The 18,839-nt window shown below is 72.1% G+C and carries 16 protein-coding genes and 1 tRNA gene; 9 read left to right on the top strand and 8 right to left on the bottom strand.

Annotation, left to right across the window (positions count from 1 at the left end; all coding sequences use genetic code 11):
• Positions 1 to 70: 70 nt before the first annotated feature.
• From ACZ4MH_RS15885 to ACZ4MH_RS15875, 3 genes are all read right to left on the bottom strand, one after another.
• Entirely contained in the window at positions 71 to 400 is a 330-nt protein-coding gene (locus ACZ4MH_RS15885) for an FmdB family zinc ribbon protein (protein WP_351595569.1), read from the bottom strand.
• Between the two features lie 67 nt (positions 401 to 467).
• Positions 468 to 1,688 carry an MFS transporter gene (locus ACZ4MH_RS15880; protein ID WP_351595620.1) on the bottom strand — a complete coding sequence of 407 codons (1,221 nt, stop codon included), beginning with the start codon at positions 1,686 to 1,688 and terminating at the stop codon, positions 468 to 470.
• A gap of 393 nt (positions 1,689 to 2,081) precedes the next feature.
• On the bottom strand, positions 2,082 to 3,587 hold the full coding sequence (locus ACZ4MH_RS15875; RefSeq protein ID WP_351595617.1) for a potassium/proton antiporter: 1,506 nt from the start codon (positions 3,585 to 3,587) through the stop codon (positions 2,082 to 2,084).
• A 192-nt stretch (positions 3,588 to 3,779) separates the two neighbouring features.
• On the opposite strand from ACZ4MH_RS15875, the gene ACZ4MH_RS15870 reads away from it, so the two are divergent.
• Complete coding sequence (locus ACZ4MH_RS15870; RefSeq protein WP_351595566.1) at positions 3,780 to 6,494, top strand: penicillin acylase family protein; 2,715 nt, start codon at positions 3,780 to 3,782, stop codon at positions 6,492 to 6,494.
• 54 nt (positions 6,495 to 6,548) lie between these two features.
• On the opposite strand, the gene ACZ4MH_RS15865 is transcribed toward ACZ4MH_RS15870, so the two are convergent.
• Positions 6,549 to 7,160, bottom strand: a complete 612-nt coding sequence (locus tag ACZ4MH_RS15865) for a 5-formyltetrahydrofolate cyclo-ligase (RefSeq protein ID WP_351595614.1) — start codon at positions 7,158 to 7,160, stop codon at positions 6,549 to 6,551.
• 56 nt (positions 7,161 to 7,216) lie between these two features.
• Between ACZ4MH_RS15865 and galU the strand changes: the two genes are divergently transcribed.
• From galU to ACZ4MH_RS15830, 7 genes are all read left to right on the top strand, one after another.
• The gene (galU, locus tag ACZ4MH_RS15860; RefSeq protein WP_351595563.1) at positions 7,217 to 8,119 is read left to right on the top strand and encodes a UTP--glucose-1-phosphate uridylyltransferase GalU; all 903 of its coding nucleotides are present in this window, start codon (positions 7,217 to 7,219) and stop codon (positions 8,117 to 8,119) included.
• 4 nt (positions 8,120 to 8,123) lie between these two features.
• A complete protein-coding gene (glp, locus tag ACZ4MH_RS15855) occupies positions 8,124 to 9,440 on the top strand; it encodes a molybdotransferase-like divisome protein Glp (protein WP_351595560.1) in 1,317 nt (438 codons plus the stop codon).
• A gap of 150 nt (positions 9,441 to 9,590) precedes the next feature.
• Complete coding sequence (gene moaC / locus ACZ4MH_RS15850) at positions 9,591 to 10,094, top strand: cyclic pyranopterin monophosphate synthase MoaC (RefSeq protein WP_351595557.1); 504 nt, start codon at positions 9,591 to 9,593, stop codon at positions 10,092 to 10,094.
• The gene (locus ACZ4MH_RS15845) at positions 10,091 to 10,621 is read left to right on the top strand and encodes a MogA/MoaB family molybdenum cofactor biosynthesis protein (protein WP_351595554.1); all 531 of its coding nucleotides are present in this window, start codon (positions 10,091 to 10,093) and stop codon (positions 10,619 to 10,621) included. The genes moaC and ACZ4MH_RS15845 overlap by 4 nt, the downstream gene beginning before the upstream one ends.
• A 14-nt stretch (positions 10,622 to 10,635) precedes the next feature.
• Complete coding sequence (locus ACZ4MH_RS15840; protein WP_351595552.1) at positions 10,636 to 11,250, top strand: GNAT family N-acetyltransferase; 615 nt, start codon at positions 10,636 to 10,638, stop codon at positions 11,248 to 11,250.
• Positions 11,251 to 11,402: 152 nt separating this feature from the next.
• Positions 11,403 to 12,557, top strand: coding sequence for a divisome protein SepX/GlpR (gene sepX, locus ACZ4MH_RS15835; protein ID WP_351595550.1), 1,155 nt, complete (start codon positions 11,403 to 11,405; stop codon positions 12,555 to 12,557).
• 75 nt (positions 12,558 to 12,632) lie between these two features.
• Positions 12,633 to 12,705: transfer RNA gene (locus tag ACZ4MH_RS15830), tRNA-Ala, on the top strand.
• A 91-nt stretch (positions 12,706 to 12,796) separates the two neighbouring features.
• Here the strand turns inward: ACZ4MH_RS15830 and ACZ4MH_RS15825 are convergent.
• The 3 genes from ACZ4MH_RS15825 to ACZ4MH_RS15815 all read right to left on the bottom strand — a co-directional run bounded on the left by ACZ4MH_RS15825 (position 12,797) and on the right by ACZ4MH_RS15815 (position 15,092).
• On the bottom strand, positions 12,797 to 13,657 hold the full coding sequence (locus ACZ4MH_RS15825; protein ID WP_351595548.1) for a DUF2637 domain-containing protein: 861 nt from the start codon (positions 13,655 to 13,657) through the stop codon (positions 12,797 to 12,799).
• An 84-nt stretch (positions 13,658 to 13,741) separates the two neighbouring features.
• Positions 13,742 to 13,942 (bottom strand): hypothetical protein, encoded by a 201-nt coding sequence (locus ACZ4MH_RS15820; protein WP_031051304.1) that lies wholly within the window; start codon positions 13,940 to 13,942, stop codon positions 13,742 to 13,744.
• A 631-nt stretch (positions 13,943 to 14,573) separates the two neighbouring features.
• The gene (locus ACZ4MH_RS15815) at positions 14,574 to 15,092 is read right to left on the bottom strand and encodes a M23 family metallopeptidase (protein WP_351595546.1); all 519 of its coding nucleotides are present in this window, start codon (positions 15,090 to 15,092) and stop codon (positions 14,574 to 14,576) included.
• Positions 15,093 to 15,293: 201 nt separating this feature from the next.
• Between ACZ4MH_RS15815 and ACZ4MH_RS15810 the strand changes: the two genes are divergently transcribed.
• The gene (locus tag ACZ4MH_RS15810) at positions 15,294 to 18,341 is read left to right on the top strand and encodes an alpha-mannosidase (RefSeq protein ID WP_351595544.1); all 3,048 of its coding nucleotides are present in this window, start codon (positions 15,294 to 15,296) and stop codon (positions 18,339 to 18,341) included.
• Here the strand turns inward: ACZ4MH_RS15810 and ACZ4MH_RS15805 are convergent.
• Positions 18,334 to 18,762 (bottom strand): hypothetical protein, encoded by a 429-nt coding sequence (locus ACZ4MH_RS15805; RefSeq protein WP_351595541.1) that lies wholly within the window; start codon positions 18,760 to 18,762, stop codon positions 18,334 to 18,336. The two genes, ACZ4MH_RS15810 and ACZ4MH_RS15805, sit on opposite strands and share 8 nt — an antisense overlap.
• Positions 18,763 to 18,839 lie beyond the last annotated feature (77 nt).

Below are 18,839 nucleotides of genomic sequence, written 5' to 3'. Positions count from 1 at the left end.
CCCGTGGTGATGTGCGCCACAACGCCGCGTACCCCGCCGTCGGTGACGGCGGGGTACGCGGGAAAGGCTGTCAGGCGGCCGAGCTGCTGCTCGACGTGGTCGAGGAGGAGCTGCTCCCGGACGTGGTCGAGGACGAGCTCGACGACTTGCTGTCGGAGCTGCTCGACGTCGAGGAGGGCGTGCTCGACGAGGACGCCGACGCCGGGGTGCTGCTCGACGAGGAGCCGCGGCTGTCGTTCCGGTAGAAGCCGGAGCCCTTGAAGACGATGCCGACCGCCGAGAAGACCTTCTTCAGGCGTCCGCGGCAGCTGGGGCACTCGGTGAGCGCGTCGTCGGTGAACTTCTGCACGGCCTCAAGGCCCTCGCCGCACTCGGTGCACTGGTACTGGTAGGTCGGCACGTTCTTCCTCCTGGCACTCTCACTCAATGAGTGCTAACGACGATCCATAGTGCAGTATTCCGGCGCGTCAGTCCACTGTGACCGGCGTACGGTGACCGACCCCACGTGCCGCGATCCGCCCCGTACCGGGCGGAATCAGGCGTCCCCGCAGCGCCGCGAGCACCAGGAAGGCCAGCGCCGTACCGGCCAGCGGCACGAAGAATCCGGCGCTGGGGCCGAAGCGGTCGGCGAGCTGTCCCGCGGCCGTGGCGGCCGCGGCCTGGCCCAGCGCCACCGCGCCGGTCAGCCAGGTGAACGCCTCCGTACGGGCCGAGGCCGGCACCAGGGACTCGACCAGGGTGTAGCCGGTGATCAGGGCCGGTGCGATGCACAGGCCGACCACCAGGCCGGTCGCGCCCAGCAGCGGTACCGCCGTGAGGGCCCACAGCGGGGTGGTGGCCAGCGCCAGCAGTCCGTAGGCGACGAGCAGCCTGCGGCGCGGGCCGACCTTCCAGGCGATCGCGCCGCACACGATGCCGGCGGTCATGTTGCCCGCCGCGAAGATCCCGTACAGCACGCCGTTGATGCCCGGCTGCCCGATGGACTCCGTGAACGCCGTCAGCGAGACCTGCATGCCGCCGAAGACCGAGCCGATGCCGAGGAACACCGCGATGAGGACCCGTACACCGGGGATCGAGAGGGCCGAGGTGCGGGCCTCGCTGCCCTCCTTCGTGCGGTGTGCGGCCGGCTGGCTCCGGTGCTGTGCGGCGAAGAGCAGGCCGCCGGCCAGCGTCAGGACCGCCTCGGCGATGAGCCCGGCCGCCGGGTGGACACTCGTGCACAGCGCGGTCGCCAGCACCGGGCCGACCACGAAGGTGAACTCGTCGGTCACGGACTCGAAGGCGGCCGCGGTCGGCATCAGGGGGCTGTCGCTGAGCTGAGCAGCCCACCGTGCGCGCACCATCGGGCCGACCTGCGGCGTCGAGGCTCCCGTAGGGACGGCGACGACCAGCAGGGCCCACAGGGGCGCGTGCAGCAGCGCAAGGGTAAGCAGCGCCGCCACGGAGACGGCGTGCACGGCCACACCGGGGAGCAGCACGGCGCGCTGCCCGAAGCGGTCGGCGAGCTTGCCGCTCTGCGGGGCGAACAGCGCCATCGAGATGCCGGTGGCCGCGGATACCGCGCCCGCGGTCCCGAAGGAGCCGGTGGTGTGCTGGACGAGCAGGACGATGCCGATGGTGAGCATCGCGAAGGGCTGCCGGGCCAGGAAGCCGGGCAGGACGAAGGTCCACGCTCCCGGGGTGCGCAGGAGCTGCCCGTATCCGGGGCGCTTGCCGGACGGGTCGCCCGCGGGAGCGCTTTCGGGGGTTCGCGACTCGTCGTGGGCCGTCGAAGCGTTCTGGACCGTGGATGCCACGGCCGGGCCTTTCCGCCGCCTGGTGACGCGCCCGTGAGGTGATCACGGAGAACGCGTCGAGAGCTGTCCTCTCGCGCTGGACCGAGTGATACCGGGTCCGCACCTGAGAGGTGGCTGCGTGCGCAGGGGACCGCGGCCGCCGAGCGGTCGCGCCAGCTCTGCATCAGGCAGAGTGGGTGTCGTGCATTGCTTCTTCAATGCTACAGGCGAAGGGGCACCTTGGCCTGCGATCCGGCCGGTGAGATCTGTCCCACACCTGTGATCGGCGGGGCGTCGACCGTCCGGTCACCGCCGGGGCGCCGACGCCCCGCCCGTGCCCAGCCAGCCGGCCAGCTTGCCGCCCTGGGAGACCGCCTGGAGGCGCCGCTCGGCCGCGTCCCGCACCGGATCGGTGGCCACGACCAGGAGCTCGTCCCCGCGCCGCAGGACGGTCGTGGGGGACGGTACGAAGCTTGTGCCGTCCCGGACGACCAGGGTGACCGCGGCGCCGGCCGGCAGCCGCAGCTCGGCGATCTCCACGCCGTGCATCCGCGACTTCGGCCCGATCGCGGTCGACAGGAGGTGGCCGCGCAGGCGCTCCAGAGGGGCGGACTCGATGCCGAGGTCGGCCGCCTCCTCGTTGTCGCCGATCCGCAGCCGCCGGGCGAGCCAGGGCAGGGTCGGGCCCTGCACGAGGGTGTAGACGACCACGAGGACGAACACGATGTTGAAGACGCGCTCGCTCCCCGGGACCTTGCCGACCATGGGGATCGTCGCCAGCACGATGGGCACGGCGCCGCGCAGCCCCGCCCAGGAGAGCAGCGTCTGCTCGCGCCACGGCATACGGAACGGCCGCAGGGTGAGCAGGACGGACATCGGGCGGGCGATCAGCGTGAGTATCAGGCCGATGACGATCGCGGGCAGGATGTCGTCGCCGAGGTTGTGCGGCGTGACGAGCAGGCCGAGCAGGATGAACATGCCGATCTGGCCGAGCCAGCCCAGGCCCTCGGCGAAGCCGCGGGTGGCCGCCGAGTGCGGCAGCTTGGAGTTCCCGAGGACCATCGACGCCAGGTAGACCGCGAGGAAGCCGGAGCCGTGCGCGAGGGCGCCCGCGGCGTACGCGGAGACCGCGATGGCCATGACGGCGATCGGGTACAGGCCGGAGGCCGGGAGGGCCACGTGCCGCATGCCGTACGCGCCGAGCCAGCCGATCGTCACGCCGATCGCGGCGCCGATGGCCAGCTCCAGGGCGATCTCGCCGATGAGGACGTACCAGTGCTCGACCGGGCCCGCGGTCGAGAAGGCGACGACGAGGATGACCACCGGGGCGTCGTTGAAGCCCGATTCGGCCTCCAGGACGCCCGTGAGGCGGGCCGGCAGCGGGACGCTGCGCAGCACCGAGAAGACCGCCGCCGCGTCGGTGGAGGAGACCACCGCGCCGATGAGGAGCGCCTGCCGCCAGTCCAGCCCGACCAGATAGTGCGCGCCGGCCGCGGTGACCCCCACGCTCACCGCGACGCCGAGGGTGGAGAGCAACGCGGCCTGGGGGAGCGCCGGTCTGACCTCTTTCCACTTCGTACCGAGGCCGCCTTCGGCGAGGATCACCACGAGCGCGGCGTAGCCGAGGATCTGGGTCAGTTCGGCGTTGTCGAAGACGACGCCGATGCCGTCGGACCCTATGGCGACGCCGATCCCCAAGTAGACGAGCAGGCTGGGGAGCCCGCTGCGCGAGGAGATCCGTACGGCCGCCACGGCGATGAGCAGTACGAAAGAGCAGACCAGCAGGAGTTCGTTGAGGCGGTCGACAGTCAGGGGCCGGGTCCTTCCACGTGACTTTCCGGGCGAGCGCTCCCCGGATTTTACTTACCGTATCTAGTTACTGACCCTAACAATTTACCATTGCTTGAATATCGGACGCGTTGGTGGTGACTCCGCGTAGGGGTCGCCGAACCGGTGCGCCTATGGTTGCTCCAGCACTCCCACCCTGCCCCTCGAAGGACAGAGATGCCCGCCAACAAGTCCGGCCCCGCTCCGAAGAAAAAGGGGCGGCGCGCCCGCCTCGTCGTCATCTTGGTCGTGCTTCTGCTCGTGGCGGGCGTCGGCTACGGGACGTTCTGGGGCGTCAGCACCGTCCGCGCCTCTTACCCGGAGACCACCGGGTCTCTGAAGATGCCCGGCCTGTCCAGCCCCGTGGACGTCATGCGGGACGGCAACGGCATCCCGCAGATCTACGCCGACACCGACGAAGACCTCTTCCGCGCCCAGGGCTACGTCCAGGCGCAGGACCGCTTCTGGGAGATGGACGTCCGCCGCCACATGACGGCCGGGCGGCTCTCGGAGATGTTCGGCAAGAGTCAGGTGAAGACCGACTCCTTCCTGCGCACCCTCGGGTGGCACGACACCGCGCAGAAGGAGTACGACACCAAGCTGTCGGCCAGCACGAAGAAGTACCTCGACGCCTACTCGGCCGGCGTCAACGCCTACCTCGGGGACCACGAGGACTCGGCGCTGTCCCTGGAGTACGCGGCGCTCGGCCTTCAGAACGACTACAAGCCGGGCAAGTGGAAGCCGGCCGACTCCGTGGCCTGGCTCAAGGCCATGGCCTGGGACCTGCGCGGCAACATGCAGGACGAGATCGACCGGTCCCTGATGACCAGCCGCTTCTCCCAGAAGCAGATCGCCGAGCTCTACCCGTCCTACCCGTACGACCGCAACAAGCCGGTCGTGCAGGGCGGCGCCGTCGACCCGGCGACCAAGGAGTTCGACCCCAAGGCCACCGCGAGCGGCACGCAGTCCGGGAGCGCGGCCGGCGCGGCCCAGTCCCTTCAGAGCCAGCTCTCGTCGCTCTCGAACACCCTCGACGAAGTGCCCGCGCTGCTCGGCCCGAACGGCAACGGCATCGGCTCCAACTCCTGGGTCGTCTCCGGCAAGCACACCACCACCGGTAAGCCGCTGCTGGCCAACGACCCGCACCTGGCGCCGCAGATGCCCTCGCTCTGGTACCAGATGGGCCTGCACTGCCGTACGAAGAGTCCGCAGTGCAACTACAACGTCTCCGGCTTCACCTTCTCCGGGATGCCGGGCGTGGTGATCGGCCACAACCAGGACATCTCCTGGGGCATGACCAACCTCGGGGCCGACGTCTCCGACCTGTACCTGGAGAAGGTCGGCGAGAACGGCTATCTGTACGACGGCCGTGAGGTGCCCTTCACGACCCGCAAGGAGACCATCAAGGTCGCCGGCGGCTCCAGCCGCAGAATCACCGTACGGTCCACCAACAACGGGCCCGTGGTCTCCGACCGCGACAGCGAACTGACCAAGGTCGGCAAGGACGCCCCCGTGGGCAACTCCGCGCCCGACCGCGGCGACGGCTACGCCATCTCCCTGAAGTGGACCGCGCTCTCGCCCGGCCGCTCCATGGATGCCGTGTTCGAGCTGGGCCGGGCCTCTGGCTGGGACGAGTTCCGCAAGGCGGCGCACAACTTCGAGGTGCCGTCGCAGAACCTCATCTACGCCGACACCAAGGGCAACATCGGTTACCAGGCGCCCGGCCGCATCCCCGTACGCGGCAAGGGAGACGGCTCGCTGCCCGCACCGGGCTGGGACCCGGCGTACCGGTGGACCGGCTACATCCCGCAGTCCGCGCTGCCCTGGGAGCTCAACCCCAAGAGCGGCTACATCGTGACCGCCAACCAGGCCGTGATCGACCAGGACAAGTACCCGTACCTGATCACCCGGGACTGGGGCTACGGAGCGCGCAGCCAGCGGATCAACGACCTGATCCAGTCCAAGATCAAGGACGGCGGCAAGGTCTCCATGCACGACATGCAGACGATGCAGCTGGACAACAGCAGCGAGATCGCCGAACTGCTCACGCCGTACCTGCTGAAGCTCGACGTCAAGGACCCGTACGTCCGCGAGGCCCAGCAGCTCCTGGAGGGCTGGAACTACACCCAGGAGTCCGACTCGGCGGCCGCCGCCTACTTCAACGCGGTCTGGCGCAACACCCTTGAGCTCGCCTTCGGCGACAAGATGCCCAAGGAGCTGCGCGTCGACGGCCAGTGCCTGACGGTCCACCCGGCCGACGAGACCGGGCCGGCCGACGACCTGCAGAAGTGGGTGCGCGAATGCGGCGAGCGCGCCAAGGACTCCGCCCAGCCCGATGGCGGCGACCGCTGGTACGAGGTCGTGCGGAAGATGCTCGACGACCCCGGCAACGACTGGTGGAAGACCGAGGACAAGCCGGGCCGCCCCGGTGACAAGAACCGCGACCAGCTCCTCGCGCACGCCATGAAGGACGCGCGTTACGAGCTGACCGCCAAGCTCGGCAAGAACATCAACACCTGGAGCTGGGGCCGCCTGCACCAGCTGACGCTGAAGAACCAGACGCTCGGCACGGACGGACCCGGCATGCTGCAGGGCCTGTTCAACCGCGGCCCGTGGAACCTCGGCGGCGGCGAGGCGGCCGTGGACGCCACCGGCTGGAACGCGGCCGGCGGCTACCAGGTCGTCTGGGTGCCCTCGATGCGGATGGTCGTCAACCTCGCGGACCTCGACAAGTCGCGCTGGATCAACCTCACCGGCGCCTCGGGGCACGCGTACAACGCGCACTACGACGACCAGACCGGCAAGTGGGTCAAGGGCGAACTGCTGCCGTGGGCCTTCTCGGAGAAGGCCGTCAAGGCCGCGACGAAGGACACGCTGACGCTGTCGCCGTGACGCGGTGGTTCCAGTGATTGCCGGGGTGGCCCGTCCGCCCCGGCAATCGCGTTTTCAGAACCGGTGCACGCCCGACGGTGTCACCGCCGCCTGCACCGGCCGGTCGTGCGGATCGGCCGGCACCTCCTCCAGGACCTCGCCGTCGTACAGCAGCACCACCAGCGCGGGCGTGGCACCGGCGCGTTCCAGCCGCGCCAGCACCCGGTCGTAACTGCCGCCCCCGCGACCGAGCCGCAGGCCCCGCCGGTCCACCGCCAGACCCGGCAGGAACACCGCTCCCGCGCCCGTGACGGCCTCGGGGCCGAGCCGGGGCCCCGCGGGCTCCAGCAGCCCCCGTCCGGCCTTCACGAGCCGCTCAGGGCCCTCGTACGCCGCCCAGTCCAGATCGTTGTCCGGCAGCAGGACCGGCAGCAGTACGCGCACGCCCGCCTCCCGCAGCCGGTCCAGCAGCGCGCGGGTGGACGGCTCCCGGCCGATGGACACGTAAGCGGCGACCGTCCGGGCCTGTGCCAACTCCCTGAGCTGCAGCGCCCGCTCGGACAGAACCGATCCGGCCGCGGATACGTCACTTAGAGGCAACGAGTTCCTCATCTCGATGAGGTCTCGCCGCAACCCGCGTTTCCTAGCGTCGTTCGTGGTCACTGTGCGCCCTTGCTCCACTCTCATGCGCTTTTCACCGGACAATCATGAACTGTCACAAAGCTCCGGTTATCGTGTGGCGCATGACTGAATCGCGTACTCGGATCCGTAAGGCTGTCATCCCGGCGGCCGGCCTCGGCACCCGCTTCCTGCCCGCCACCAAGGCGACCCCGAAGGAAATGCTGCCGGTCGTCGACAAGCCGGCCATCCAGTACGTGGTGGAGGAAGCCGTCACCGCCGGGCTCTCCGACGTCCTGATGGTCACCGGCCGCAACAAGCGCCCGCTGGAAGACCACTTCGACCGCAACTACGAACTCGAAGAGGCGCTCAGCCGCAAGGGCGACCAGTCCCGGCTCGCCCGGGTGCAGGAGTCCAGCGACCTCGCGACGATGCACTACGTACGGCAGGGCGACCCGCGCGGTCTGGGCCACGCAGTCCTGTGCGCCGAGCCCCACGTGGGCGACCAGCCCTTCGCCGTCCTCCTGGGCGACGACCTGATCGACCCCCGGGACCCGCTGCTGCAGCGCATGGTGCAGGTCCAGGAGGAGTACGGCGGTTCGGTCATCGCCCTCATGGAGGTCGACCCCGCCCAGATCGGCCTCTACGGATGCGCGGCCGCGGCCCCTACCGGCGACGACGACGTCGTGACCGTCTCCGACCTGGTCGAGAAGCCCGACCCGGCCGACGCGCCCAGCAACCTCGCCATCATCGGCCGGTACGTGCTCGATCCGGCCGTCTTCGAGGTGCTGCGCAAGACCGAGCCGGGCCGCGGCAACGAGATCCAGCTCACCGACGCCCTGCAGGCGCTGGCCGCCGACCCCTCGCTGGGCGGCCCCGTGCACGGCGTCGTCTTCAAGGGCCGCCGCTATGACACCGGAGACCGTGGCGACTACCTGCGTGCCATTGTCAGACTGGCATGCGAACGTGAGGACCTGGGCCCCGACTTCAGGACCTGGCTGCGCAGTTACGTCACCGAGGAGATGTAGGGCTTTGAGCGCCACCACCGACCGGACCAGCCACCCCGACCGCGTCTGGTCGGTGGCCGACCACATCCAGGACGTCCTGTCCAAGATCCGTCCGCTGGAGCCGATCGAGCTCCAGTTGCTGGACGCCCAGGGGTGCGTCCTGGTCGAGGACGTCACGGTGCCGGTCGCGCTGCCCCCCTTCGACAACAGCTCGATGGACGGCTATGCCGTCCGCGTCGCCGACGTGGCGGGGGCCACCGAGGAGTACCCCGCCACCCTCACCGTCGTCGGTGACGTGGCGGCAGGCAGCGGCGACCTGCCCCCTGTCGGGCCCGGCGAGGCCGCCCGCATCATGACGGGCGCCCCGCTGCCCCCGGGTGCCGAGGCCGTCGTCCCCGTGGAGTGGACCGACGGCGGCACCGGAGGCGGCCCCGCCACCACGATGCGCGCCCGCAGCACCGACCCGGCCGGTGCGAGCGGCGAGGTCCGGGTGCACCGCCCCGTGGAGGCGCGCGCCTACGTACGGGCCCGGGGCAGCGACGTCTCCGCCGGTGAGCCCGCGCTGGCCGCCGGCACCGTCATCGGGCCGCCGCAGATCGCCCTGCTCGCCGCCATCGGACGCGCGACCGTCAAGGTGCGGCCGCGCCCCCGCGTCGTGGTCATGGGCACGGGCAGCGAGCTGGTCCAGCCCGGCGAGCCGCTGGGTCCCGGCCAGATCCACGATTCGAACAGCTTCGCGCTGACCGCCGCCGCCCGCGACGCCGGCGCGCTCGCCTACCGGGTCGGCGCGGTCGCCGACGACGCCGACACGCTGCGCGCCGCCATCGAGGACCAGCTCATCCGCGCCGACATCGTCGTCACCAGCGGCGGCGTCAGCGTCGGCGCGTACGACGTGGTCAAGGAGACGCTGGCGGACTTCTCCGGCGAGGAGGGCAGCGTGGAGTTCCGGCGCCTCGCCATGCAGCCGGGCAAGCCGCAGGGCTTCGGGCTCATCGGTCCGGACCGCACCCCGCTGCTGGCGCTGCCCGGCAATCCGGTGAGCTCCTACGTGTCCTTCGAGCTGTTCGTCCGCCCGGCCATCCGCGCCCTGATGGGCCTGCAGGACGTGCACCGGTACACCGAGCGGGCCCGCTGCACCGAGGACATCGCCTCCTCGCCCCGGGGCAAGCGGCAGTTCCTGCGCGGCCGCCACGACCCGGTGTCCGGCACGGTCACCCCGGTGGGCGGCGCGGGCTCGCACCTGGTCAAGGCGCTCGCGCACGCCAACTGCCTGATCGCGGTGCCCGAGGACGTCACGGAGGTCGCCGCGGGGGACGAGGTGGACGTGGTCCTCCTCGGATAGCCGCTCCTCCGGGGGCGGCCGGCCCGGGTGGCGCGCTGCCGCCCCCGGGTGGCCCGCTTCTCCCGTAGCGCCCGGCTGGCCGGGTGACGGTCCTCCGCTGCGGGTACGGTGTCGTCGCACAGGCGCGGCACGGTCCGGACCAGGAGAACGATGAGCAGCGGCCAGCAACACCTCACCCACATCGACGCGGCGGGCGCGGCCCGTATGGTCGACGTATCCGAGAAGGACGTCACCGCGCGCACGGCCCGCGCCAGTGGCCGGGTCCTGGTAGCGCCGCGGGTGATCGAGCTGCTGCGCGGCGAGGGCGTTCCCAAGGGCGACGCCCTGGCCACCGCCCGCATCGCCGGCATCATGGGCGCCAAGCGCACCCCCGACCTGATCCCGCTGTGCCATCCGCTGGCCGTCTCCGGCGTGAAGGTGGAGCTGTCGGTGGCGGACGACGCCGTGGAGATCCTGGCGACGGTGAAGACCACCGACCGTACGGGCGTGGAGATGGAGGCGCTCACCGCGGTCACCGTCGCCGCGCTCACCGTGATCGACATGGTCAAGGCCGTCGACAAGGGCGCGGTCATCACCGACGTACGGGTGGAGGCGAAGAGCGGCGGCAAGTCGGGCGACTGGGTGCGCGAGGGCGACGCGGAGGCGGGCGCATGAGCGCGCACTCCACCCCGGCCGCCCCCTCGCGCCCGTACCGGGCCATGGTCGTGACGGCGTCCAACAGGGCCGCCGCCGGGGTCTACGCCGACAAGGGCGGCCCGCTGATCGCCGAGGCGCTCACCGCGCTCGGCTTCGAGGTCGAGGGCCCGCGGGTGGTCCCGGACGGTGACCCCGTGGAGGCCGCGCTGCGCGACGCGGTGGCCGGCGGCTTCGACGCGGTGGTCACCACCGGCGGTACGGGCATCTCGCCCACCGACGCCACCCCGGAGGCGACCCGCCGGGTGCTGGACTACGAAGTGCCCGGCATCCCCGAGGCGATCCGGGCCGAGGGCCTGGCCAAGGTGCCCACGGCGGCGCTCTCGCGGGGCCTGGCGGGCGTCGCGGGCCGCACCCTCGTCGTGAACCTGCCCGGCTCCACAGGGGGCGTCCGCGACGGCCTCGCCGTACTGGAACGCCTGCTCGTCCACGCCGTCGACCAGCTCCGCGGCGGCGACCACCCCAGACCGGCCGGGAGTACGCACTGAACGCGCCCTGGCCGGTGGAGCTGGCGGACGGCGACACGGCCCTCCGCCCGATAAGGCTGCGCGACCAGCGGGCCTGGCGCGAGGTCAACCGGCGCAACCGCGACTGGCTGCGCCCGTGGGAGGCCACCATCCCGCCCGCGCCGCCCGGTGCGCCGCCGGTCCAGCGGCCGACCTACCGTCAGATGGTGCGGCACCTGCGGGCGGAGGCGCACGCGGGCCGGATGCTGCCCTTCGTCGTCGAGCACCAGGGCCGGCTGGCCGGGCAGCTGACGGTCGCCGGGATCACCTGGGGATCGATGTGTTCGGGCCATATCGGCTATTGGGTCGACCAGGCCGTCGCGGGGCGCGGTGTCATGCCCACCGCGGTCGCGCTCGCGGTGGACCACTGCTTCCGTACGGTCGGCCTGCACCGCATCGAGGTGTGCATTCGCCCGGAGAACGTGCCCAGCCGCCGGGTGGTGGAAAAGCTCGGTTTTCGCGAGGAGGGGCTGCGGCCGCGCTATCTGCACATCGACGGGGCCTGGCGTGACCACCTGGTTTTCGCGCTGACGGCGGAGGAGGTGCCGGGCGGGCTGCTCGCCCGGTGGCACCGCGAGAAGCCGGGCACCCCAGGGACATCCCACAAATAAAAAATCTGTTCGAATTAATCCATCAATTCGACACATTCAACAGTGCGTTGATCGCAACAATCACAAAAAAAGTTCGAGATATCAGCCAGATCGTGCGACACACCGGCTCAATTGGCGGATGGCCCCGCTCAAACCCCTCTACCGTGTGAGGCGTGAGCAGCAGCGGCCTCATCTACGCAGTCATCGTCGGGGCCTGGGCCGCCTACTTGGTGCCGATGTGGCTCCGTAGGCAGGACGAACTCAATGAGGCCCGTCCTACGGAGCGTTTCAGTACCGCCATCCGGCTCCTGTCGGGGCGGGCGGCGATGGAACGCCGTTACGCCAAGGGGCAGGAAGGGCGCTCGGCCGACGATGCGAGCGGGGAACGGGACCCGGACGCACCGGCCGACGCGGCCGGCGTCCGGTCAGCAGGCACGCCCGCGGACGAGGACCGCCCGCCCGGCACGTCCGCGGCGGACGCCCGCGCCCCCGAGGAGCGCGAGGCCGCGCCCACGGCCGTCCAGCCGCACGGCCCGGTTCCCTCGCACGCCGCCGCGCCTCCGCGTCCCTCGTCCGCCGAGCGCACGAAGCGGGCCCGGGTCCTCGCGCGACGCCGCCGCACGATCACGGTCCTCTTCCTCGTCTTCTCCATCGGCGCGGTCGTCGCCGGGGTGGGCGGCGTCACCTTCCTGTGGGCCCCCGGCGTCCCCGCCGCCCTGCTGAGCGCGTACATCGTGTACCTCCGCCTCCAGGAGCGCCGCCGGTTCGCCTTCACGATGGACCAGCGGGGGGCCGAGGTCGCGGCCCAGCGGCTCCGGGAGGGGCGCCGCGCCCGCCCTCCGCAGGCGGGCCACCAGGCGCCCGCCGAGGAGACCCCCGCCGAACCGGCCGGCCCCGCGCCTGAGCCGGTGCGCCCCGAGCCCGCGCCGAGCGCGGGCCGCCGCCCTCTTGTCGAGCAGGCCGGGCATACGGAGTCGGCAGACCCGCAGCGCCCCCGGGGCCGTCGCGACGGGGACGGCTGGGAGCCGGTCCCGGTGCCGCTGCCGACGTACGTCACCGCCCCCGTGGCGCCGCGCGCCAACGGCCATGTCGACCTGACCGCCGACGACGCCTGGAGCTCCGCCCGGTCCGGTACGGCGGGCGGTGCGGGGGCGCCCGCCGACGGCTCCGGTCCGGTCGCGGGCACCGGTGCCGCGGACGCGGATCCCCGTCCGGCGCCGGGCCGGGACCGCCCCGCCGGCGGCCGCCGCGGCCGTACTCCGCTCTTCGACCAGTTCGCCGCTCCGGCCGACGAGGGACTGGACCGCCCGCGCGCCGCGAACGAGTGACCCGCCACTCCTGACCAGCGCCGGAAGCGATTTCCGAGCACGGCCGCAAGGATGCTAGAGTTTCACTCGTCGCAAGGGCCTGTGGCGCAGCTGGTAGCGCACCTCGTTCGCAACGAGGGGGTCAGGGGTTCGAATCCCCTCAGGTCCACAGACATCAGAACCCCTGCCGGGAACTCCGGCAGGGGTTCTTTCGTATTCGTATCGAGTGGTGCGCTCCGCGGCCGGGGCGGGGGTGCCGCTCAGGACCCCACGCGCTGGCGGTGGCTGCCGCCCTTGGTGTTCTGGGCGTGGCGGGCGACGACCTGGGGTGCGGGGGAGAGGTCCAGCTGGCGGACGAGCTGGTGGAAGCAGAGGAGGACGGTCACCGGCGGCAGTCCGGCCACGGTGATGCCGGCCGGGGTGGCCGGGGTGTGGGCGATGCACAGCAGCATGGCGACGGCCGCGAAGAAGATGACGACGAGCCAGGACTGCGCGGTACGGCGGCGGTAGGCGCGCGCCCGCAGGATGGACAGCGTGGCGGCGATCCAGGGGCCGTAGATCAGCAGCGGCCACAGGTCGGCGATGTGGCGCGGCGCGACGCCGCCGGCCAGGGCGCGGAGCGAGGGGTAGGTCGCGAGGGCGCCCAGGATGCTCACCGCGATGACGATCAGGGCCGTCAGCGTCACCGACACCAGGCTCAGTACGCGCTGCCAGGTCCAGGTGGCGACGTGGCTGCGGAGGAACGAGGTCTTGCGGTGCCGGGTGGGCGGCACGGCCGGGGTCGGGGTGGGCTGCGGCGCCACCACGGGCTGCTCAGCCGTCTCCAGGAGCTGCGCCAGCTCCCCCTCCAGCTCCTCCACCACGGCGGCGTCCCAGCCGTCCGACGTGGTGCCGAGCGCCATGTCGTCGTGGCCGAGCATCATGTCGTCGCGGAAGAGCGGCATGCCGGCGAGGCTGGGGGCGGTGTCGAGCCCGTCGGCGGTCTGGCGCGGCAGCCGGTGCCGCCCGGAGCCGTCCGGGTATCCGGTACTGCCGCCCGGGTATCCGGGGCCGTCCGGATGGCCGGCGCCTCCCGGGTGCGCGGGACCGGTCGGGTAGGGGGCCTGGGGAGTGTCGTACACGTCGGCTCTCGTGGGATCGATGGGACCGGGACCGGGGCGGGAGGCCGGTGCGAGCCGCGGGGCGGCCGGAACCGGCAGTGGCGCCTACCGTCTGATGCGCGGCGGGCGCTCCGCGCGGTCCCGCGGTCCCAGGGTGGCCTCGATGCCGTCGAGCGCCGACAGCAGCACCTCCAGCAGGTCGCCGGTGTGCTCCAGCCGTACGCGCTGCCCGGCACGCTCCAGGTGTACGTCCGGGCGGCCGGCGGCGACTGCCGAACTCAGGTGCCAGCCACCGAGTTGCCGCATTCGCGGAATGGTTGTCTCAGGCATACTCCGTCAACGAAGAAAAAGCCGCAAAGAAACGTGGCATCCAGGTAATTCGAGTTTGATTTTACGGCCGTCGGGAATGCCGACCGGTTCATGTTTTTCTGCAATAGAAGGCCCTTGGGTAAATATGCTGAGCGGACGCGACCGTGGCCGACGGGCCGCCGGCCGAGGACGCGGCGGGCGGGTCGGACCGGTCCGCCGGCCCCACCTGGACCGCCGACTCGTCCAGCAGCGCGCCGGTCACCGGGCGCAGCGGCATTGCCCCGGAATTCGCGCCGCCGGTCGTCGTGGACGTGCCGGCGGTGCGTCTCGTGATCGGGGCCCCCGGTGTAATAGTCGGAGGTATATATCTCCACCCGCTGGCCGTCGGGGTCGCGGAGATAAACGTAAAAAGGCGTGGGAGATGCCGTGGCGCCCGGGCCCGCGTTCGATGTATCCCTCCTCGTACGGGGGTGTCGGATACCCGGGCGCAGATCGGCCAACCCGGAGGTCCCGCCCGGACCGCGCTCAACACCCGTTTCTCCGCGGTGTCCTGTCCGCACCGAGCGAGGCCGGGCGGCAGCGGAGACGGACGCGAAGAAGCGGGCGCGAGCGGGCGGGCTGCCCGGTCTCACCTCATGTGCACGCCGTGCCGGGACAGGTAGCGCATGGGGTTGACGTCGTTGCCGTAACCGCGTGCGTCGCGCACCTCGAAGTGCAGGTGCGGGCCGCTGGAGCGCCCGGTCGAGCCGCTGGAGCCGAGCCGGGTGCGGGGGCCCACATGGCGGCCCTTCTTGACGGCGATGCGGGAGAGGTGGCCGTACACGATGTAGTGACCGTCACGCATGCGAACGGTCACCGCCTTTCCGTAGGCGCCGGAGCGGCGGGCCAGTACCACCGTGCCGGAGCCCACCGAGCGGACGCGCGTGCCGGTCGGCACGGCGAAGTCCACCCCTGGATGGTGCCCGGCGGCCCAGTCGCCGGGCACGCCGTACCGCGCCGTCACGTGGTACGGAGCGGTGATCGGGCGGGCATAGGTGCCTGCCGCGTCGACGGCGGTCGCGTCATGAGGGGCCGTCAGGGCCAGGGCCGAGGCGGCGACGGCGACCGGGACTGTGCGACGCAGTGTCAGATCCTTGAACGCTGTCATAGGGGCGACCCCACCGCGTCCGACGGGCCGTCGCAATGCGGAAACCCGCCGCCCGGGTCAATGGCGTGGACCACTCGGTACGGCGGGCGCGCAACCATGCACGGCGGGCGCGCCGTGCATGGCTCAGCGCCCCCACCGGGCAGGCTGTGAAGGCAGGGCCGTACTCGCCGGGTCTCCCCACGCACCCACCGGAGCAGCCGCATGCACGACGACCGCAGCATCGTGGAACACCGCCTCCGCCGCGTCCTGGACGAACGCGTCAGGCCCGCCCTGTACAGCGCGTCCGTGCCGCTCACCGTGGGCCGCTGGGACGCGCCGGGCGAGCCGGTGCCGGTGGCCGAGGGGCTGGCAGCGCCGTACGCGCCGGCGGCGGCGGGCGAGGCGTGGGGCCCGGCCTGGGGCACCAACTGGTTCAAGGTCACCGGACAGGTGCCGCGGGAGTGGGCGGGCCGGACCGTGGAGGCCGTACTGGACCTGGGATTCGACCGGATGATGCCCGGTTTCCAGAGCGAGGGCCTGGTCTACCGGGCCGGCGGCGAGGCGGTGAAGGCGCTCAATCCGCGCAACGACTGGGTGCGGATCGGCGACCGGATGGCGGGCGGCGAGGAGGTCGAGCTGTACGTCGAGGCCGCCGCCAATCCGGTACTCAACGTCCAGCGGCCGACGTACGAGGGCGACCGGCTCACCTCCGGTGACGCGCCGCTCTACCGCCTGAACCGCCTGGACCTGGCCGTCTTCGAGCCCGTCGTGTGGGAGCTGATCCAGGACCTGGAGGTGCTCGGCGGGCTGATGGAGCAGCTCCCGGCGGACGACGCGCGCCGCCACGAGATCCTGCGCGCCCTCGAACGCGCCTTGGACGCCCTGGACACCGACGACGTACCGGGTACGGCCGAGGCCGCCCGCGCCGAGCTGGCCGCCGTGCTCGCCGCACCGGCCCACGCCTCGGCACACCGCCTCAGCGCGGTCGGCCACGCCCACATCGACTCCGCCTGGCTGTGGCCGCTGCGCGAGACCGTCCGCAAGGTCGCCCGTACCTGCGCCAACATGACGGCCCTCATGGACGACCACCCGGAGTTCGTCTTCGCCATGTCGCAGGCGCAGCAGCTCGCCTGGATCAAGGAGCACCGGCCCGAGGTCTTCGCGCGGGTGCGGGAGAAGATCGCGGCCGGGCAGTTCGTGCCGGTCGGCGGGATGTGGGTGGAGTCGGACACCAACATGGTCGGCGGGGAGGCCATGGCCCGGCAGTTCCTCTACGGGAAGCGGTTCTTCCTGGAGGAGTTCGGGATCGAGACCGAGGAGGTGTGGCTGCCGGACTCCTTCGGGTACACCGCGGCCATGCCCCAGCTGGTGAAGCTGGCCGGCGCGCGGTGGTTCCTCACCCAGAAGATCTCCTGGAGCCAGACCAATGCCTTCCCGCACCACACCTTCTGGTGGGAGGGCATCGACGGCACCCGTGTCTTCACCCACTTCCCGCCCGTGGACACCTACAACTCCGACCTGAGCGGCCGCGAACTGGCGCACGCGGCACGCAACTACCGCGAGAAGGGCCGCGGCACCCGCTCCCTCGTCCCCTTCGGGCACGGCGACGGCGGGGGCGGCGCGACCCGCGAGATGCTGGCGCGCGCGGCGCGCTGCCGCGACCTGGAGGGCTCGCCGCGCGTCGCGATCGAGCGCCCCGCCGCCTTCTTCGAGCAGGCCCACGAGGAGTACGCGGCGGCCGCGCCCGTGTGGGTCGGCGAGCTGTACCTGGAGCTGCACCGCGGCACGTACACCTCGCAGGCCAAGACCAAGCAGGGCAACCGCTTCAGCGAGTCGCTGCTGCGCGAGGCGGAACTGTGGGCGGCGACCGCCGCGGTCCGCGTACCGGAGTACGCGTATCCGTACGAAGAACTGGAGCGGCTGTGGAAGACGGTCCTGCTGCACCAGTTCCACGACATCCTGCCCGGTTCGTCGATCGCCTGGGTGCACCGCGAGGCCCGGGAGACCTACGCGCGGGTCCACGCCGAGCTGCGCGACATCGTCGACGGCGCGCAGCGGACACTCGCCGGGCCGGGCAGCGACGAGATCGTCTTCAACGGGGCGCCGCACGCCCGGCACGGCGTACCGGCGGGCGGCGCGGCCCGTGCGGCGGTCGGGCGCGGCGCGGAGGTTACCGCGGTCGCGCGCCCCGGCGGCGGCTGGATCCTCAGCAACGGGCTGCTGCGCACCGAGATCGACGGCCGCGGGCTGCTGGTCTCCGCGTACGACCTGCGGGCCCGCCGCGAGGCGCTGGCGCCGGGCCGCGCGGCGAACCTCCTCCAGCTCCACCCGGACCTGCCCAACTTCTGGGATGCCTGGGACATCGACGCCTTCTACCGGCACCGCGTCACCGACCTGACCGACGTGACGGAGCTGCGGCTGGCGGCGGACGGCCCGGACGCGGCGACCGTCGAGGTGACCCGTGCCTTCGGCCGCTCCACGGTCGTCCAGACGCTCACCCTGCGCGCCGGTGCCGCCGTCGTGGACCTGACCGCCGACGTCGACTGGCACGAGCGGGAGAAGCTTCTCAAGGCCGCCTTCCCGCTGGACGTGAAGGCCGACCGGTCGGCGGCCGAGACCCAGTTCGGGCACGTCCACCGGCCCACCCACACCAACACCTCGTGGGAAGCGGCCAAGTTCGAGATCTGCGCGCACCGCTGGCTCCAGGTCGAGGAGCCCGGCTGGGGCGCGGCGTTGGTCAACGACTCCACGTACGGGCACGACGTCACCCGCGACATGCGGCCCGACGGCGGCCAGACCACGACCGTCCGGCTCTCCCTGCTGCGCGCCCCGCGCTACCCGGACCCGGAGACCGACCAGGGCCGGCACCGGCTGCGGTACGCGCTGGCGCCCGGTGCGGGGACGCTGGACGCGGTGCGCGAGGGGCACTGGATCAACCTCCCGGAGCGCACGGTGCCCGGCTCGCGGGAGGTCGCGCCGCTGGTCGGCGTGGACAACGACGCGGTGGTCGTCGAGGCGGTCAAGCTCGCCGAGGACCGGGGTGGCGACGTGGTCGTGCGGCTGTACGAAGCGGCCGGCGGGCGGGCGGAGGCCACGCTGACGGCGGGCTTCCCGGTGGCCGAGGCGTACGCCACCGACCTGCTGGAACGGCCGCTGGCCGACGCGCCCTCGTACGCCGTGACGGCCGGCGGGCGGGTGGCCGTGGCGCTGCGGCCGTTCCGGATCCTCACGCTGCGGCTGGCGCGCGGCGCGCGCCCAGGTATCAGCTGATACGGCGCAGGCCCACGTACTCCAGGTCCGCGAAGACCGCGACGACGGCCGCGCCCACGCCCAGGAACAGCCGGCCGAAGCCGGTCAGCGGGACGAGGTCGGTGCAGGCCAGGACGGCGAACGCGGCGCCGCACACGACGTTCAGCGCGATCGCGCCGGCCACGAGGCGGCGCGGCAGTACCGGCTGCCGGGCGAGCAGCCAGAACGCCGCCGCGCCGCACACCATCCCGCACCCGGACACCACCGCCAGTCCGCGCGGCAGCCCGACCGGCGTGGCGGTCAGCGCGCTCGCGGCCAGCATCAGCACCGCGAACGCGGCCGTACTCGCGCTGTCGGTCCGCAGTACCGTGCGCAGCAGCCGGGACGCGTCCCGGGCCGGGCGGTTTCCCCGGGCGGCGAGGGGAGAGGTCGAGGTGGTCATGCGGGCCTCCTTGGGCCTACGGCGGTGCGTACGGGCCGTCCGTACGCACCGAACGGTGGCAAGGGGCGGGTGGGGCG

The organism is Streptomyces sp. NPDC026301, assembly GCF_055567935.1.
This window is presented reverse-complemented; position numbering and strand designations above follow the sequence as displayed.

Excerpts from the sequence above, each read along its gene's own strand:
- ACZ4MH_RS15870 (WP_351595566.1), top strand. The coding sequence starts at position 3,780 with ATGCCCGCCAACAAGTCCGGCCCCGCTCCGAAGAAAAAGGGGCGGCGC.
- ACZ4MH_RS15865 (WP_351595614.1), bottom strand. The coding sequence starts at position 7,160 with ATGAGAGTGGAGCAAGGGCGCACAGTGACCACGAACGACGCTAGGAAA.
- galU (WP_351595563.1), top strand. The coding sequence starts at position 7,217 with ATGACTGAATCGCGTACTCGGATCCGTAAGGCTGTCATCCCGGCGGCC.
- moaC (WP_351595557.1), top strand. The coding sequence starts at position 9,591 with ATGAGCAGCGGCCAGCAACACCTCACCCACATCGACGCGGCGGGCGCG.
- ACZ4MH_RS15845 (WP_351595554.1), top strand. The coding sequence starts at position 10,091 with ATGAGCGCGCACTCCACCCCGGCCGCCCCCTCGCGCCCGTACCGGGCC.
- ACZ4MH_RS15820 (WP_031051304.1), bottom strand. The coding sequence starts at position 13,942 with ATGCGGCAACTCGGTGGCTGGCACCTGAGTTCGGCAGTCGCCGCCGGC.
- ACZ4MH_RS15815 (WP_351595546.1), bottom strand. The coding sequence starts at position 15,092 with ATGACAGCGTTCAAGGATCTGACACTGCGTCGCACAGTCCCGGTCGCC.
- ACZ4MH_RS15810 (WP_351595544.1), top strand. The coding sequence starts at position 15,294 with ATGCACGACGACCGCAGCATCGTGGAACACCGCCTCCGCCGCGTCCTG.
- ACZ4MH_RS15805 (WP_351595541.1), bottom strand. The coding sequence starts at position 18,762 with ATGACCACCTCGACCTCTCCCCTCGCCGCCCGGGGAAACCGCCCGGCC.